At 55.2% G+C, this 16,580-nt stretch carries 12 protein-coding genes and 2 pseudogenes; 3 read left to right on the top strand and 11 right to left on the bottom strand.

The genetic code is table 11. The annotated features are described in order from the left end of the window. Positions 1 to 175 precede the first annotated feature (175 nt). Positions 176 to 4,153 (bottom strand): hybrid sensor histidine kinase/response regulator transcription factor, encoded by a 3,978-nt coding sequence (locus HH216_RS20290; protein WP_169552461.1) that lies wholly within the window; start codon positions 4,151 to 4,153, stop codon positions 176 to 178. Between the two features lie 154 nt (positions 4,154 to 4,307). Here HH216_RS20290 and HH216_RS20285 point away from each other — a divergent pair. Together HH216_RS20285 and HH216_RS20280 are read left to right on the top strand one after the other, a co-directional pair. Then, positions 4,308 to 4,756 (top strand): annotated as a pseudogene (locus tag HH216_RS20285) (SRPBCC family protein). Between the two features lie 125 nt (positions 4,757 to 4,881). Then, positions 4,882 to 6,126 (top strand): dicarboxylate/amino acid:cation symporter, encoded by a 1,245-nt coding sequence (locus HH216_RS20280; protein ID WP_169552460.1) that lies wholly within the window; start codon positions 4,882 to 4,884, stop codon positions 6,124 to 6,126. A gap of 65 nt (positions 6,127 to 6,191) precedes the next feature. Here HH216_RS20280 and HH216_RS20275 read toward each other — a convergent pair whose 3' ends face one another. The 8 genes from HH216_RS20275 to HH216_RS20240 form a co-directional block, all read right to left on the bottom strand. Beyond that, positions 6,192 to 6,425, bottom strand: a complete 234-nt coding sequence (locus HH216_RS20275) for a hypothetical protein (RefSeq protein WP_254448530.1) — start codon at positions 6,423 to 6,425, stop codon at positions 6,192 to 6,194. A gap of 105 nt (positions 6,426 to 6,530) precedes the next feature. After that, positions 6,531 to 9,203: a cytochrome c biogenesis protein CcsA gene (gene ccsA / locus HH216_RS20270; RefSeq protein WP_169552459.1), complete on the bottom strand. Its 2,673-nt coding sequence runs from the start codon at positions 9,201 to 9,203 to the stop codon at positions 6,531 to 6,533. Next, positions 9,200 to 9,466 (bottom strand): ParE family toxin-like protein, encoded by a 267-nt coding sequence (locus HH216_RS20265; protein ID WP_169552458.1) that lies wholly within the window; start codon positions 9,464 to 9,466, stop codon positions 9,200 to 9,202. Before HH216_RS20265 ends, ccsA (HH216_RS20270) begins: the two co-directional genes overlap by 4 nt. Further along, positions 9,463 to 9,660, bottom strand: a complete 198-nt coding sequence (locus HH216_RS20260) for a hypothetical protein (protein ID WP_169552457.1) — start codon at positions 9,658 to 9,660, stop codon at positions 9,463 to 9,465. The genes HH216_RS20265 and HH216_RS20260 overlap by 4 nt, the downstream gene beginning before the upstream one ends. After that, on the bottom strand, positions 9,657 to 10,097 hold the full coding sequence (locus HH216_RS20255; RefSeq protein ID WP_169552456.1) for a cytochrome c maturation protein CcmE domain-containing protein: 441 nt from the start codon (positions 10,095 to 10,097) through the stop codon (positions 9,657 to 9,659). Before HH216_RS20255 ends, HH216_RS20260 begins: the two co-directional genes overlap by 4 nt. A 36-nt stretch (positions 10,098 to 10,133) precedes the next feature. After that, positions 10,134 to 10,400, bottom strand: a complete 267-nt coding sequence (locus HH216_RS20250) for a CcmD family protein (RefSeq protein ID WP_169552455.1) — start codon at positions 10,398 to 10,400, stop codon at positions 10,134 to 10,136. A gap of 53 nt (positions 10,401 to 10,453) precedes the next feature. Next, positions 10,454 to 11,113, bottom strand: coding sequence for a cytochrome c biogenesis protein CcsA (gene ccsA, locus HH216_RS20245; protein WP_169552454.1), 660 nt, complete (start codon positions 11,111 to 11,113; stop codon positions 10,454 to 10,456). A 346-nt stretch (positions 11,114 to 11,459) separates the two neighbouring features. After that, positions 11,460 to 12,134 carry a heme exporter protein CcmB gene (locus HH216_RS20240; RefSeq protein WP_169552453.1) on the bottom strand — a complete coding sequence of 225 codons (675 nt, stop codon included), beginning with the start codon at positions 12,132 to 12,134 and terminating at the stop codon, positions 11,460 to 11,462. Positions 12,135 to 12,195: 61 nt separating this feature from the next. Here HH216_RS20240 and HH216_RS20235 point away from each other — a divergent pair, with 61 nt between their 5' ends. Continuing rightward, positions 12,196 to 12,960: a sulfite exporter TauE/SafE family protein gene (locus tag HH216_RS20235; protein WP_169552452.1), complete on the top strand. Its 765-nt coding sequence runs from the start codon at positions 12,196 to 12,198 to the stop codon at positions 12,958 to 12,960. 220 nt (positions 12,961 to 13,180) lie between these two features. Here the strand turns inward: HH216_RS20235 and HH216_RS20230 are convergent, their stop codons facing one another. After that, the gene (locus HH216_RS20230) at positions 13,181 to 14,242 is read right to left on the bottom strand and encodes an NAD-dependent epimerase/dehydratase family protein (protein WP_169552451.1); all 1,062 of its coding nucleotides are present in this window, start codon (positions 14,240 to 14,242) and stop codon (positions 13,181 to 13,183) included. Between the two features lie 66 nt (positions 14,243 to 14,308). Then, a pseudogene (locus HH216_RS20225) lies at positions 14,309 to 16,277 on the bottom strand (KUP/HAK/KT family potassium transporter). Between the last annotated feature and the right edge of the window lie 303 nt (positions 16,278 to 16,580).

Genomic DNA, 16,580 nt, shown 5'->3' with positions numbered 1-16,580 from the left:
ATCAACCGACTTACAGTTATGTAACACGTCCTATCAATTTTGGAACATCGCCCAAATTGGGCGCTCAGATGTGTATGAACGATCGGAAAGCAAGGATGAACGACAGCAGCAGCCACACACAGACTAGTGTGCTACGAATCGAATTGTGACCTAATGGTTATAGGTCAGCTGAGGATTAGCTCGGGCGATGCTGCTCGACAAATTCAGACGGCGTGACGCCGTAGTGCTCTTTGAACACTTTGGAGAAATAAGCGGGGTTGTCGAAGCCAACCGCGTAGGCTACCGACGATACCGACGTTTGCTCAAGCAACAGCTCGCCCGCCCGGTTTAGCCGCACCGTGCGGATCAGTTCGTTGGGGGAAAGACCTGTCAGCGTTTTCAGCTTTCGGTTCAGGTGCATCCGGCTCAGGCCAACGGCGTCGGCCAGGTCGCCAACGCCAAATTTGGCGTCGTTCAACTGGTCACGGATCGCGCCGTAAACCGTGTTCATAAATTCATCGGCCGGCTCGGGGCTGGCAACAGGAACGTGCCCCTCGCCCAGCAACTGACTCCGGAGATGCAGGCGGGTTCGGTGTTGCTGTTCCAGCCGGTTGCGCACCCGCCACCGCAGTTCATCGACCTGAAAGGGTTTGGTGAGGTAATCGTCGGCCCCGGCCGAAAGCCCCTGTAGCCGACTCTCGGCAGCCGACTTCGCCGTCAGCAGCAGAATCGGGATGTAGCTGGTGGCCGGATTTTCCTTGAGCTGCCGACACAGTTCGTACCCATCCAGTTCGGGCATCAGCACATCGCTGATAACCAGATTCGGCCCATAACGCAGCGCCATCTCAATGCCTTCCTTGCCATTACGGGCCCGCCGAACCGACCATTCGTCGTTGAGAACACTCGCGACAAACCCGGCAATGTCGTCGCTGTCTTCTACTAATAGAATCTGCACGCGACCCAGCTGCGCGTCGGTTTCCGACAATGCATCGGTCTCGTCGTTCAGGGGAGCGGCATCCGCCGGTTGGGGTTCTACCGGCGAACTGGTCGTGGCCGGTTCGAGGGGCAGATCGACCGTAAACGTCGTGCCCTGACCGGGCTGGCTCTCGACACGGATCGATCCGTTCATTAACTCCACCAGTTCGCTGACGTACGACAGCCCGATACCTGAACTTCCCACTGGCCGGTCGCTGGTGGCGTCGGACTGGTAAAAACGTTCGAAAATGTGCGACAGGTCGTTGGGCGCAATGCCTTTACCCGTATCGCTGACCGTAAGCCGGATGTAATCGACGAGCGAGTCGGTGGCGTTGGCCGGGTCGGTAACCAGCAGCGACTGATGCGTTAGCGACACGTCGATCTGCCCGTTGGCCGAGGTAAACTTCAGCGCGTTGATGAGCAGGTTATTGATGATTTTCTCCAGCTTATCGGGGTCAAAGCGGTAGGTGGCGCGCGTAAGCTGTGACTCAAACCGAAGCCGTACCGACTGCCGCTGCGCTTCATCGACGAATACCGCGACAATCTGCTCCACGAAATCGATCAGGTTGGCCTGCGTCAGTGTCAGGCGCAGATTCCCCGCTTCCATACGGGCAATATCGAGTAGTTCGTTGATAAGCCGCAGCAACTGCGTTGCGTTGCGGTGTACCATTGTCAGGCGGTTGCGTTGCTGTGGGTCGCTGATTTCGGCCAGCGTAAGCTCCAGCGGTGGCAAAATCAGCGTCAGCGGGGTGCGAAACTCGTGGGTAATGTTGGCGAAAAAGCGCGACCGCCACTGATCGATCTGCTGCAACTGCCGTGATTCCTGCTCCCGAAGAGCCACCTGACTGCGTAGCTGAACCCGCCGGACTCGCACCCGGATGAACAGTGCGACGAGCAAAATCAGCAACAACGCGTAGAGCGTATAAGCCCACCAGGTTGCCCAGGGGGCGGGCTGGATAATCAGGCGAATCTGTCGTGTGTCCGGGCTCCACACGCCCGACGTGTTCGACGCGTTGACAACGAAGGTGTACGTGGCGGGGGATAGATTGGTGTATGTCGCCGTGCTTAGGTTCCCGCTGTACACCCAGTCGTTGTCGAGCCCGACGAGTTTATACCGGAACTGGTTCTGCCCGCTTTGATTGTATTGAAGGGCCGCAAAATCGAACGCCAGGAAGTTCTGCCGGTGCGACAGCTGGATCGACGTAAGCTGGTCGGCGGCTGCCGCGATGGGTGAATTTTCATTAAATGGGCTGACCTCACGGTTGTTGATGCGCAGGCCCGTCAGGGCAACCGCCGGTGCGTAGGGGTCGTCTTGAATCTGGTTGGGCATAAAACTGGTATAGCCGCCCACCCCGCCGAAAATGAGCCGCCCGTCGGGCAGGGCAATGTCCTGATGGCGTGTAAACTCGTCGCTGGGTAATCCATCGGCACCGGAGTAGGTGCGAACTTCAAACGAGCGGGTATCGAACCGGCACAGACCCCGGTTGGTGCTCAGCCAGAGGTGCCCCGCCCGGTCGGCCTGGATACCGTGGACGACGTTGTCGGGCAAGCCCTGTTCCGCAGTGAACGTGCGTATCTGGCCGGTATGTTTGTCGAGCCGACACAACCCCCGGCCGTATGTGCCAACCCACAGATAGTCGTACTGGTTTGGGTCCTGGAGCAGGCTCAGCAGAAACCGGATCGGCAGTGCGTTGGGGCTAAGGGGGTTTTCGCGCCAGCGGATAATACGCTGGGCCGTGCGGTCGACCCGTACCAGCCCGTAATTCTGCGTTGCCAGATATACGTGGTCGCCGTCGACACTCATATCCGTAACATCGCAGACCGGGTAGGTGTCGGGCAACAGCGGCCACGCCAGAAAGCGGTTCCTGGCGCGGTCGTACTGGATTAGTCGTCGCCCGGCTGCGTCGGTCAGGGCCCACATGTTTTGGGCCGCATCGGTCGTGATTGCCTGAACGTGCAGCGCGCCGTTGACCAGCCAGTTATCGGGAATTCCTTTCGTTGGAAGCGGGGAAAACGTTTGTGTGGCAGACTGGTAGCGGTACAGCGGTAACTGCGGTCCGCCAAGCCACAGGGCGTCCTGATGGTCGAAGTGGTAACGAATACCCGCCGGACGTTGCCCGGCCACAGCAGCCGGAATCGCCGAAGCGGGCACTTTGATCTGCTGGGTCAGCCAGTCGAGGGCAAACGAGCGGGATGGCCGGGTCGTGAAGGGTAGCGGATTGAGGCTTAGTTTGACAATGCCGTTACCGCCCGTGCCAATCCAGAGGGTATTTGAGCGATCGACCAGCATACAGACCGGTGCGGACGGTATCTGCGGGGCGTTGATGGGCAGGGGCGAAAGGCCGGTCTTGTCGGTAAAAATGTTCAGGTCGACGTATTCTTTTCCGGCTGGCCCCTGCGCGAACAATGGCAACCGACCCTGCCCCGGTAAGTTAATCAGCAGCCGGGCGGTTGCCAGTCGCGGATTGACGACGTGTAGCTGACCAGCCGTGCCCACGATTAGTTCGCCGTTACTTCGCTGCCGGATCGACTGAATCGGCTGGTCGGGCAAGCCGTTCGTCACGCCAAACAGCCGTACTTGTCGGGTAGCCGGAACGTAGTGGTATAGTCCGGCCCGGCCACCTAGCCACACCGTGCCGTTGCGATCAGTCAAGATACTTTGAATCAGCACCGGATTGGTACCTGCGCCGGGCATCGGTTGTCGGTGCGTAATCTGTCCGGTGGCAGTGAGGTGAAACAGGAGACCGGCCCGCGTCACGATCCAGGCTCCGTTGGCCGTATCGACCGATATACCCGCTATGGGGGAACCCGCCGTGATCTGCTGAAACAGGGGGTTGTTCGACACCCGTACCGCCCGTTCTGATACGGGGTTAAACCGGTCGATGCGATTATTTTCGGCCTGTGCCCAAATCCAGCCTGCTTTGTCAAGTTGGATGTCAACGATGCTGCTGTACGAAAGGGAGTGATCGTTCAGTGGTTCGTAGTGGAACACTTTGAAACGAGCCCCATCGTAACGGCAGAGACCGTTGTGGGTGGCAAACCACATGAATCCCCGACGACTTTGCACCATAGCACCGATGTATCCCTGCGGCAGTCCGTTTTGAACGGTCAGGTATTCGGGTACGGGTGTTGCTGCGAAGCCAACCGGCATGGTCAGACCCACTAGCATTACCCAAAGCCAATACCGCAGCTTATGCATGGTGCATCGTACAGGTGAACTCAACTAACGACAGTCTTACGGTGAGTAACTAAAAAACGTCAATAGGTTTATAATTAGCGTTTGCCTACCCCTCATGCTGGGAAATTTTTCGGATTCGGGCAAGCTAATCGATTGACTATTGTGTTTAGCGGGTATGCACATCATTCTAAAAACGCCCGTTCGCCAATCACCGGATCAGGTGTGGGCTGGTTTTGACCGGACATTGTTCGACCGATTAAGCCCACCATTTCCCCCGTCGATGTGGTTCGGTTCGACGGTTGTCTGCGGGGCGACGTGGTGCATTTGCGGCTTAACTTCCTGTTTTTCAAGCAAGACTGGATCAGCAACATCGTTGACCAGCAGACGACCGCTGACGAAATTTATTTTGTCGATCAAGGAACAAAGTTACCGTTCTTTTTGGCTTACTGGCATCACCGGCACCGACTTCTGCGCGATTCGACCGGCGGTACCTGCGTGATCGATGACATCACATTTCGCACGCCCTTTCGCCTGACCGACTATCTTATTTACCCGGTGTTGTGGGTACAGTTTGCGTATCGGAAGCCCATTTATCGCCGGATTTTTGGGTCGGTTAAAAGCTAATTGGAAATTCTTTCGGTAGGTTAGAGTGGGCAGGTGAATGAGGGGCGTGGGCTGGCAGTTTGCGGGAGCGGCTTTCGGATGTGGCCGGTTTGCGTTATTTTTGTCTAGACCGCAACCCTCATTGCATGAAATTACCCAACTTGACTACACGCATTTTTCTGGGCATGGTGCTCGGTATCCTGATCGGTTATCTGTTTCCCGTAACCGATTCGGGTTTTTCCGGCACCGACCTGAATATTCTCTCCAAGATCTTTCTGCGGCTGATAAAAATGATTATCGGGCCGCTGGTTTTTGCTACTCTGGTGGTGGGCATCGCCAAACTCGGCGACTTCGGAACAGTTGGGCGCATTGGGCTGAAAACACTGGCTTACTTTTATTTCGCGACGATTCTGTCGCTGGTGGTGGGCCTGCTGGTGGTTAATATCATGAAGCCCGGCGAGGTGATGAGTCTGCCGCTGCCACCGAAAGGTACCGACACTGGTGTTGAAGTGCAGAAACTGACCTTCGATAACTTCATCACGCACATCGTCCCGACGAGTTTCATCGACGCGATGGCGACCAACGAAATTCTCCAGATCGTTATTTTCAGTATCTTCTTCGGCATCGCCGTCGGCTCGATCGGTGATTATGGCAAGGTGCTGATAAAGGCACTCGACGCACTTTCTCACGCCATGTTCAAGGTTACGAGCTACGTGATGTCGTTTGCGCCGTTTGGGGTGCTGGGGGCCATTGCCGCTGTCGTCGCGCAGCAGGGACTGGGTATTCTGGCGGGGTACGCCTACCTGATTCTGTGCTTCTTCGGCGGATTGCTATTCTTCATTTTCGTCGTACTGTCGGTCATCTGTCTGGTTGTGGGCATACCCTACGTGGCTTTGCTGCGGGAGGTGCGGTCGGCCATCGTGCTATCGTTCAGCACGGCCAGTTCGGAAGCGTCGTTCCCGCAGACCATCGAAGCACTGCGCCGGTTTGGCTGCTCCGAGCGGATTATCTCGTTTGTGCTGCCGCTGGGCTACTCGTTCAACCTCGACGGGTCGATGCTGTACATGACGTTTGCCACCGCCTTTATCGCGCAGGCTTACCACGTGCCGCTATCGATTGAGCAGCAGATCACGATGATGTTGACACTGATGATTACTTCGAAAGGTATTGCCGGTGTGCCACGTGCTTCGCTGGTGGTCATCGCCGGAACGATGTCGCTTTTCAATCTGCCTATCGAAGGGCTGGCCCTGTTGCTGGGTATCGATCAGGTGCTCGATATGGGCCGGAGCGCCACGAGCGTAGCCGGTAACGCTGTCGCTACCTGCGTTGTGGCCAAGTGGGAAGGTGAATTCCGGACGGAGCCGGTTAAGACTGAGGAGATAGCTGCCTGATAAGCTGGTGCTTTCCTGTAAGAAGTAAACGAAAACGCCCGGCTATCATAGCCGGGCGTTTTCGTTTACTTCTTTTTCTTTTTTCGATCGTCGACCATTTGCTTTATGGTCGGGGAGATGGCCTTTTCCTGTTCCAGCCGCTTGTTCTTAACGTACTGGAAAGCCAGCAGGCAACCCAGACACAGCATTAGCAGCCAGTAGCTTTCGCCAAAGCTGGTTCGCTGGTATTCGGCAATCCACAGGATCATGAAACCGACGCCACCCGCCAACAATAGTATCTCGTGCAATTTCAGCTTCATTACTGTTTCGGTTTACAGTTTGCGGTGTGTTTTCGCGTTGTGTGTTCTGGTCAATGCTCGCGCCAGCTACCGTAAACCGAAAACTGGCTTCCGAAAACTAACCGACTAGACCGCTTCCTTTCCCCGCATTTTAGCAAACTCCCGATACCGCCGAACGGTTGAGATACCGAAGCCAAGTACCACCACCAGCGTACCGATCCAGAGAATATTAACCAGTGGCTTTTCGTACGCTTTCATAACGATGTAATCGCGCTGCGTACGGTTGACGGCGAATGTAAACTTACCCGTCTGCGGATCAATCTGCGTCAGCTGAATCCGTACGCCCAGCTCATCGCTTGTCTCGGCGGGGTGCGCAACCATGCGGTCTTTGATAACGAAGGCCGGGTTTAAGACATTTTCCCCGTTTTTACTCAGCACCCGAACTTTCGCCCGGACAGCCGCGTCGGTTGCACTGATCTGAATACCATCGACCTCATTAGTCCGTGCGACATCGTCCAGAATCGCGACGTAATCGTTAAGGAAGAACGTGTCTTTGATCGCTACCGAATACGTTTCCGTTTTCTCCCACTTGTCTTCGGCATTCGGGTCCGGCACCGACGAGACGAAGGTGTACATGTCGCGGTCGATCTTGTGCCGAATGTCGGGCGATGCCAGCAGGCCCATCCGCTCATTTACCTGCGCCCGTGGGTACAGCGTAAAGATTTTGCCGCTCGGCTCGCGGTACTCGACGGCGTAATACGTGTTCTCGGGGTAGAGGGCCAGCGTATCGCCTTTTTTGTGATACAGCTTACCGTCCTGCACAATGTCGGTACGGGCGATGCCGTGGAAATTAAACTGCTTATCGCCCTCGATCAGCTCAATGTCATTTCGGGGAATATAGCCGGGCACGTCGCGAGCTTCAATCCGTTGTCCCCGAAAGGTAAGCTGATAGGGGCCCATCTGCTCCGGCTGATTCAGCCACAGCAGCTTGTTCTCCTTATTTTCCTTGTTGTCGTTTTTGGTGAACTCTTCCTGCTTCGAGATCAGCAGACCGCTGTCGTTGAGCGAAATCACCTTCGTGAATCCCGACGAATACAGAATACCGATCAGCATGAGGGCCATACCCATGTGGGCAACTGCACCACCCGACAGCCGGTAATTGCCCCGAATAACGTCGAGCAGAATCGATCCGTTGGCTGTCAGCGCGAAGACCGACGCGACAACCAGTACCATATACACCGGGTTTTTGATCGAGCTGAAAGCGATAATCGCGGCACTGATCAGCAGGGTTAGAATCAGCGGTGTCATTAGGGCTTCCCACTTGCGACCTTCGATCCGACGCCACCACATAAACTGCCCGATACCGGTCAGCACGGCGATGACAACGAAAAACCAGATCTGAAACTTAGTGTAGTGCGCGATCTGATCGGCGGGCAGGGCCAGGTTGGAAATCTTGCCAAATGACTCCATGATTTTGTTGTAGACCGGAATCGACGTGGTAGCGATGACCTGAAACGCGGCCAGGCAAAGGACCAGCGCGCCCATGAACAACCAGAATTCTTTCGTGTACACAGACGTCTCTTCGGCGTCGGTCGGCAGGTGTTTCCACTTCCAGAATGCCAGCCCAATCGCGACCACGACGAAGACCATCATGTACAGCAGCAACTGCCCCGACAAACCCAGATCGGTAAACGAGTGAACCGATGCATTGCCGAGTACACCGCTACGAGTCAGGAAGGTTGAGTACAGTACGAGCAGAAACGACGTAATCGTCAGGATGATCGTCGATTTAAGACCGGTCGAACTGCGCTTGGCAATCAGCATGGTGTGCAACGACGCGACCATGACCAGCCACGGTACGTACACGGCGTTCTCGACGGGGTCCCAGTTCCAGTAACCGCCGAAGTTCAGCGTTTCGTAGGCCCAGTAGCCACCCATCATAATACCGGTTCCCAGCACCAGCGATCCAAACAGCGTCCAGGGAAGAGCGGGGCGAATCCAGTTGTAGGGCTGATTGCGCCACAGACCGGCTATGCAAAAGGCAAACGGCACCAGCGACAGGGCAAAACCCAGAAATAGGGTAGGGGGGTGAATAACCATCCAGTAGTTCTGGAGCAGCGGATTCAGGCCATTTCCATCTTTGGGAACAAACGTCGGGTCGGCGGTGAAGATGGGCGCGTCGGGCATCGCTTCTGTTAGCAGGAGGAACGGCGACGAACCAACTTTGAACGTGTCACCGAAAACGACACCCAGAATCATCGACGCCAGAAACGCCTGTACCAGCGCAAAAATGGCCATCATGGGGGCTTCCCATACTTTACCCGCCGTGCGAATCAGCACAAAGCCGACGAGTGCGTCCCAGAACAGCCAAAGCAGAAATGACCCTTCCTGCCCTTCCCAAAAGCAGGAAATGACGTACTGCACCGGCAGCGACCGCGATGAGTGGCTCCAGGCGTAATGGTACTCGAAATAGTGATTGTAGATAATCCAGTACAGGCAGACCCCCACACCAGTCACGGCCAGACCGTGCAGGTAGAACGCCCAGCGGGCCAGCGTCCGCCAGTCGTCTTTCTCGTTTGCCGCAGCGACCGCCGGTTTCGCCGGACGACGCTTTGCCGTTTTGCCACCGAAGCTACCTTCTCCGGCATAGGCCAGTTGTGGTTCTTCAACCTCCACGGCTTCGGCCACCGACCGTTTGCCAATAGCCGATAGAAAATAAGCCACCGTAGCGACGAGTGCCGTCACAAACGACAGAATAACGAGAAAGTGGCCGAGTTGCCCGACTGTAGTATGTATCATTGGGTAATTAATCTATCGTATTCCGAGTGGTGACCGATCCAGAACCAGTAGAAAGTATCGTCTTCCCGAAAGGCCAACGCCCGAAACGAGTCGCCGACGCGTGCTGACCAAAGACTTTTTCGGTTACTAATCTCCTTGAAATGAATGGACGGATGAAACGAATCGCCTTTGAGTAGGTTGAAGTTTTTGTCCGCCAGTTCCTGAACTGATTCGGGTAATGTGTGGTACCGCTTCCAGAATTTGGCGGTTGTCCGGTGATTCATAAAGGAGACGTACGGCCCTGCCGAATGTCCTCTTTCAGTTCGTCGAGCAACGCGTCGAGTCGCCCACTGTCAGCATCCTCTTTTATTTGTTGATCCCAAAGCTGATTCCTGCGTTCAATCAGCCAATCGGCCAGAGTATGTACATCTTTTTCGGGGAGGGCTTCTATGGCCTGTTCTATCTCCTGTACGCTCATAGCTGTGCTGTTTTCGCTTCGTGTTCGGTAGTTTCCAGCTTACCGTCCTGGTATTTGGACGGGCACTTCAGCAGGATTTTCTGGCACTGGAAATGGTCGCCCTGCATCGCCCCGATCACAACGATCTGCTCCGACCGGTCGAAGTCCTGTGGCTTCGGGCTGCTGTAAACTACTTTCTCCGCCCGGTTCGCATTGTCGACCAGTGTAAACTCGAAGTGGTTTGGGTCGATGGCCGGGTTGTACAGCATATCGGTAATGCGGCCCTGTGCGTCTTTCTGCACCTTGCCGACCACATGAACCTGCTTGGCATCGCCATCTTTCGCGAGTTCGTTGGCCTGTGTGAAGTTGAGGTAAACACTGGCATCGCCCGCCGTCGAAACAATGATGCCGATAGCCAGCGCAATAACGATGATGCCGATGATGTGCGTAATTTTCATAGATACGTAAGCAACGATTTACGGGATATGTACTGACTAACGAATGCGAACGTCCGACTCGTGCTGGGGTGTGTCCTGCACGTCTTTTTCCAGCTTGCCCAGCCGCATATCGAGCCGAACGAGGTAGACGATAATGCCCGCGAAAACGGCCGCGATAACCGCCACAACGACCCATATCTTGCCGTCGGCCCGGAGCCGGTCGGCCATTTCGACGCCATCAGCAACGGGCTGCTGCGCCAGAACGCTTTGAGTTGTGAGCAGCAGAGAAGCCGCGAGGCCGGTTAGAAAATGCAAAGGGCGCATAAGAAAATCAGTACTAGCTTATCAACGAAAAAAAGGGGCGAAACATTCCGAAATTACTCATCGAGTGCTGCCTGTAATCGGCGCATTCTGACGCGCAGTTCGGTAATCCAGACGCCTAGTAGGGTAAAGCCGATAATAGCCGGATAAAACACCAGCCGTAAGTTGTTGTCCATGTCGTATTTACCGAAAGCAGGGTTGCCGCCGTTGCCGGGGTGCAGCGATGCATTCAGACGGGGGACGATGAAAATCAGCGGGATAAAAACGGCAAAGGCGAAGATGTTGTACACCGCCGAAATCCGGGCGCGACGCTGTTCATCGTCGAACGAGCCGCGCAGAATCAGGTAGGCGAGGTACATCAGCATCCCTACAGCCACACTGTTGAGCTTGGGGTCATTCGGCCAGGGTTCGCCCCAGGTGTAGTTGGCCCACAACGAACCCGTCGCGCAGCCGAGCAGCCCGAACAGGATCGACGTGTTGGCGAATTCAACGGCAATCCGGTCGTCGTCGGGGCGGCCGTTGCGGAGGTACTTAATCGAGTAAACCGCCGAGGTCAGCAGCAGAATGACCATACCAAACCAGAGCGGTACGTGGAAATACACGTTGCGAATGCTCTCGTTCAGAATCGGCTGACGCGGTACCACGCCCAGCAGCCCCTGCAAAATGACGTAGGTCAGAATAACCACCGCCAGCACTTTCCACCAGTTCTTTTTCATTGTTGTTTAAGCCTGTTCGATTAGTGTAATCAGCAAATCGAAACGTTTAAAATTCTATCAAAGTAGTTCACGGCTAAACGATTCCGTTCTATCTGGCAAAGGCGCATCATACGTCGGAAATGATAACGCAGTTTTACTGGCCAGATTTACGTTTGTCTCGTCGTAAACAACAACGACTTCCAGCGGACCAGTCGCCGGAATGGGCTCTGCCAGCGTCACCCGACCATTTTCGTAAATTCCCCTTATTGATGTCATACAGTATTCGGTTTTCAGCCTTCAGTTTCCGGTGTAACGTTCGTCGTGGGGTTGGCCACTGTATACCGTCTACCGCAAACCGAAAACAGAGTTAACTCCGCCATAAAAACGGAAAGAGCAGCCACGACAGTGTCAGTACGATCACGTCGATAGCGAGCACCACACCCATCTCATCCCAGTTTGAGCTACGATCAAGGCCGTCGAGAGCGTTTTTCGACAGTTTCAACAGCATCAGCAGCAGCGGTAGAATGATCGGGAAACTCAGCACCGCCATTAGCGTCGCCGGGTTCTCTGCCTTGCTGGCGATGCCCGATACCAGCGTTAGCGAAGCGGCAAAGCCAATCGCCCCTAAAACCAGCGTCAGCAGGTACATACCGACATCCTGCACGGGGTTGCCCAGTACGAACGCGTAGACGCCAAACCCCAGCAGCGCCAGAATCAGCATCAGCGCCGTGTTGTAGCCAATCTTCGACAGGATAATCAGTTGCGGACTGGCCAGCGTGTAATAGTACAGTTGCCGCCCGGCCCGTTCCTGCACAAAGCTTTTAGCAATGGCGTTGATGGCCGTAAACAGCAGAATAATCCAGAATAGCGTGTTCCAGACAATCGGCGTCAGCTGACCGCGCCGGGCGTTGAAGCTCAGATAGCAGACAAAAACGGCCCCGACAATGTACAGCAGCATACCGTTGAGGGCATAGCGTTGCCGCCATTCCAGCAGAAATTCCTTCCGCATCAACGCGCTCCACTGTCGTACCGATTCTGCCATACTGCAAATTTACGGCGCGATAATGAGGGGTAAAAGAAATAGTTTTGCGGGCTGAACGCCTATGGATTACACAAGCCTGATTACCCTTTGCTCCTTCGCCTTCCTGGCAGGTTTTGTCGACGCTATCATCGGGGGCGGTGGCCTGATTCAAACACCCGCCACGCTGTTTACCCTCCCGCAATACCCCGTCCCGACCCTGCTCGGTACAACCAAAATACCGTCGCTGTCGGGTAGCCTGATGGGGGCGTTTCAATATAGTCGGCGGGTGGCGGTGGTGGGGCGGTTTATTGGGCCGATGCTGGGATTGGCCTTCGGAGCCTCGTGGCTGGGATCGCTGGTGCTGACGCGAGTGCCGAACGGATTTATGAAACCGCTGGCATTGGTCATTCTGATTGCTGTATTCATCTACACACTGACCAAAAAAGATTTCGGGCAGATACCACAGCGCGTCGTGACGGCCCGGCAGCAGCAGATCAGAATGGCCCTGATGGGCATTGTCGTTGGGTTTTATGACGGCTTTTTCGGGCCGGGAACAGGCAGCTTTCTGGTGTTAGGATTCATTGCCCTGGTCGGCTTTGACTTCCTGCGGGCGAGCGCCCATGCCAAGCTGGTCAACGCATCGACAAATCTGGCGAGTGTACTCTTTTTCGTCAACAAAGGCACGATCATTTATGCCGTTGCCCTGCCAATGGCCGTCGCCAACCTGACCGGCGCGTTTCTGGGGGCGCGTCTGGCCATTCTGAAAGGCAATCAGTTTATCCGCGTCTTTTTCCTGCTGGTCATTGCCGCCACCATCGTGCGGTTTGCATGGGATATGGTTGGATAGGAGTAGGACAGGTAAAACTCCACACCCGCTACGACAGAGGCAACGACCGGCACGTCTTCACCAGCCAACCTGTTCAACTCACCGACACCACCCCGCTAACTCTCCCCGCCTGGCACGTTCGGGTACTGGTGAGGAAATGAGTTTAAGGTTTAACGTCCAAGGTTTAACGTTGTTTGCCTCCATCGGAGTAACCTCAAACCTTGGACATTAAACGTTAAACCTACTTCAAAATCGGCTCCAGGGCGGCCCGGTTCTCTTTGAGCCACTCGTGAATATCGCTGACGATGTCGCGGATGCCGAGTTTGGGTTCCCAGCCAGTGAGCTGCGTTACCTTCGTATTGTCGGTGATGTACAGGCGAATGTCGGCCGCGCGGTTTTCGGTAACCTCCTTGATCGGGATGGTTTTGCCCGTCACTTCCTGACACACCTTCGTCAGTTCCTGCAACGACGCGCTGCTCTGCGTGCCACCACCCGCGTTCAGGATTTCGCCGTTGACTTTGTCGATGTTGTGCAACTGCCAGTCGATCAGGCGGTAGAGGTCGGCGATGTGGAGCATGTCGCGGGTTTGCTTGCCCGTGCCGCCGTAGCCGATGTAGGCCAGTTGCTGCTCGAAGAAGTGCTTGGCAATCCAGAGCACCATCACGCCCTGATCGACCTTGCCCATTTGCCACGGTCCCGTAATAACTCCGCAGCGGTTGATGACCGTTTTCAGGCCGTAAAACTCGTTGTACTCCTGAATCAGCAGCTCCGACGCTAACTTGGTGGTGCCGTACAGCGACCGCGCGCCCGTCAGCGGGAAATCTTCGGCGATACCCTTCGACGATACGCCCGGAACCGGCTGCTCGTCGGTCAGGACAAAGCGGGTGTCGGCTTCTTCGAAATTAAGCGTCTCAATCGTTTTGATCGGGTAGACCCGGCTCGTCGACAGAAAGATAAAGTTGGCCTTGTGCTTCAGTGCGAAGTTCAGGCAGTTGACCGTACCGAACAGGTTGGTGTTGATGAGGTAATCCGGCGTGCCGTCCAGACCGGCCAGTACCGACGGCTCGGCAGATGCTTCGATCACCGTATCCACGGCGGGCAGCGCGTCGAAGTCTTCCTTGCTGCGAATGTCGCCGTGCAGAAACTCGATACCGGCCGCTTTCAGTCGGGGCAGACTTAATTCTGAGCCGCGCCGTTTGAGGTTGTCGAGCGCAAAAATCTGGTAATCCGGGTAGTTCTGCTTAAGCGAAATGGCCAGCGATGCGCCAACGAATCCGGCTCCGCCGGTAATGAGAAGTTTCATAAATTAAAGTATGAAAGAGCGAATGAGCGAAAGTGCGAAAGATTATTACGACGAAGTCGCGCTCGTTCACTCTTTCACTCGTTCGCTCTTTGTTTCGGTTGCAATGCGTTTGAGCCGGACGTTCTCGACAGGGCGGATAACAAGGGGTACTTTCTCGACTTTTACCGAACTGCTGTCCAAACCGAACCAACGGTCTTCGGGGGTCGTGAAGCTCTTGATGTTGAAGTAGATATTCATGATGAACCGCTCACGGGCAGGCAGTTCATTCTCGAACGACAGGAATTTTTCGAGCACAACGAAGCGGAAATCACCGATTACGTTTTGTCCCCGCAGCGATTCGTAACGGCTGGTAATATCCACTTCCTTATTCTTCACCATGTCCTCGATCACCTTACGGAAGAACAGGTTGATGCGCTGCTCAACCCGGAAACCGAGCCGGAACGTGACTTTGTAGGCGTCGTCGGGAGCCAGCGTATTCACCTTGTACTCCATGGTATACGGGTCGTCGGTCGTGTCGACGTGGACGAACCAATAGATGTCGGCGCGTTTGGGGCGTTTCTGGAAAATGGAATAGATAATCTTCGACTCAATTTCCGACTGCCGGGCCGCATTACTCATAAAGACGAGGTGCGTCGCGTACTTCGGGATACTGATGTCGCGGCTCAGTTCCTTGATCGTTTGCAGGTAGTGATCGATACGGACGTATTCCGTCAACCGAAGTTTGATTTGAAACGCCTGTAACCATACGTACATCACACTGGCAATGGCCGCGCCGATCAGTACCGATACGAAACCACCGTGGGGGAATTTAATCAGGTTGGCGATCAGGAAGGAGCCTTCAATAGCCAGATACACCAGCAGAAACAGGACAACCCCCACGCCTGGTATTTGTGCGTATACAGGTAGTACGACATCAACATCGTCGTCATCAGCATCGTCAGCGTAATCGCCAGACCGTAGGCCGCTTCCATGTTCGACGATTCGCGGAAGTACAGCACGACGCCCACACAACCCGCCCACAGGAGCAGGTTAACACTCGGTACGTAGAGCTGTCCTTTCTGGGCCGACGGGTAACGTAGCCGTACTTTGGGCCAGAAATTGAGTCGGATAGCTTCGCTAATGAGCGTAAACGACCCACTGATCAGCGCCTGACTGGCAATGACTGTCGCGGCCGTAGCAATGACGATACCGATGGTCAGGAACCAGGCGGGCATCACCTCATAGAACGGAATCCGGGTTTTCAGCACCTGCCCCTGAATGCTCAGCAGCCACGCGCCCTGCCCGAAGTAGTTCAGGATCAGGCAGGTTTTAACGAACACCCAGCTCACGCGGATGTTTTTACGACCGCAGTGCCCCATGTCGGAGTACAGCGCTTCGGCACCCGTCGTACAAAGAAATACCGAACCCAGCAGCCAGAAACCACCCGGATACTTCACCAGCAGCCAGTAGGCATAGTAGGGGTTCAGGGCCGTCAGGATGCCGGGGGCCTGAGCAATCTGCACCAGACCCAGCGTGCCGAGCATGACGAACCAGACCAGCATGATCGGGCCGAACGCCGTACCCACCACGCTCGTACCAAACGCCTGAATAAGAAACAGCACCGTCAGGATGATGATGACGATGGGGATAGTTTCGATGTTCGGATAAATCAGCGTAAGCCCTTCCACCGCCGAGGATACTGAGATGGGCGGGGTGATGATGCCGTCGGCCAGTAGGGCCGCCCCACCAATGATGGCGGGAAGGGTCAGCCAGCGGGCGTGCCGACGAACCAGCGCGTAAAGGGCGAAAATACCGCCTTCCCCCGGTTGTCGGCCCGCAAAATCAGGATGACGTACTTGACGGTTGTCTGAAGCGTGAGGGTCCAGAAGATGCAGGAGAGTGCCCCCCGGACAACGTCGGCCCGGACTACGTTGTCGGCTCCGATGATGGCACGGAGCGTGTACAGGGGCGATGTGCCAATGTCGCCGTAAATGATACCCATAGCCACCAGCAACCCGGCCGCTGTGACGGTATCTATATGTTTCTTTTCTTCCATGAAGTCTGGACGTAGTCGTTTCGCAAGTCCGCTGGCGTTGGTAAGACCGCGCAAAGATAAACGTTGTTATGCGTGTTTGACGTACTGGCTACGGAAAGATGAACGAACGGAGCGGGCCGCCAAATAGCTATCTACGCTAAATCCAAGGCAACCAATCAATCGTACATAATGACAGCTATCCTATCGATTATAGCTGTTGGTAGGACGGCTTAATTAGGTGTGTTTAGGCAGAGAGCCTGCTCAATTGAGCAGGCTCTCTCTGGTTTTTTGAAGGGTTCAAGGTTCAATGTCTAAGGTTCAAGG

This window comes from Spirosoma rhododendri, from assembly GCF_012849055.1.
Taxonomy (GTDB): domain Bacteria; phylum Bacteroidota; class Bacteroidia; order Cytophagales; family Spirosomataceae; genus Spirosoma; species Spirosoma rhododendri.
Note: the sequence above shows the minus strand (reverse complement) of the source record. Positions and strands in the feature narration are given on the sequence as shown.

Excerpts from the sequence above, each read along its gene's own strand:
- HH216_RS20290 (WP_169552461.1), bottom strand. The coding sequence starts at position 4,153 with ATGCATAAGCTGCGGTATTGGCTTTGGGTAATGCTAGTGGGTCTGACC.
- HH216_RS20280 (WP_169552460.1), top strand. The coding sequence starts at position 4,882 with ATGAAATTACCCAACTTGACTACACGCATTTTTCTGGGCATGGTGCTC.
- HH216_RS20275 (WP_254448530.1), bottom strand. The coding sequence starts at position 6,425 with ATGAAGCTGAAATTGCACGAGATACTATTGTTGGCGGGTGGCGTCGGT.
- ccsA (WP_169552459.1), bottom strand. The coding sequence starts at position 9,203 with ATGATACATACTACAGTCGGGCAACTCGGCCACTTTCTCGTTATTCTG.
- HH216_RS20265 (WP_169552458.1), bottom strand. The coding sequence starts at position 9,466 with ATGAATCACCGGACAACCGCCAAATTCTGGAAGCGGTACCACACATTA.
- HH216_RS20260 (WP_169552457.1), bottom strand. The coding sequence starts at position 9,660 with ATGAGCGTACAGGAGATAGAACAGGCCATAGAAGCCCTCCCCGAAAAA.
- HH216_RS20255 (WP_169552456.1), bottom strand. The coding sequence starts at position 10,097 with ATGAAAATTACGCACATCATCGGCATCATCGTTATTGCGCTGGCTATC.
- HH216_RS20250 (WP_169552455.1), bottom strand. The coding sequence starts at position 10,400 with ATGCGCCCTTTGCATTTTCTAACCGGCCTCGCGGCTTCTCTGCTGCTC.
- ccsA (WP_169552454.1), bottom strand. The coding sequence starts at position 11,113 with ATGAAAAAGAACTGGTGGAAAGTGCTGGCGGTGGTTATTCTGACCTAC.
- HH216_RS20240 (WP_169552453.1), bottom strand. The coding sequence starts at position 12,134 with ATGGCAGAATCGGTACGACAGTGGAGCGCGTTGATGCGGAAGGAATTT.
- HH216_RS20235 (WP_169552452.1), top strand. The coding sequence starts at position 12,196 with ATGGATTACACAAGCCTGATTACCCTTTGCTCCTTCGCCTTCCTGGCA.
- HH216_RS20230 (WP_169552451.1), bottom strand. The coding sequence starts at position 14,242 with ATGAAACTTCTCATTACCGGCGGAGCCGGATTCGTTGGCGCATCGCTG.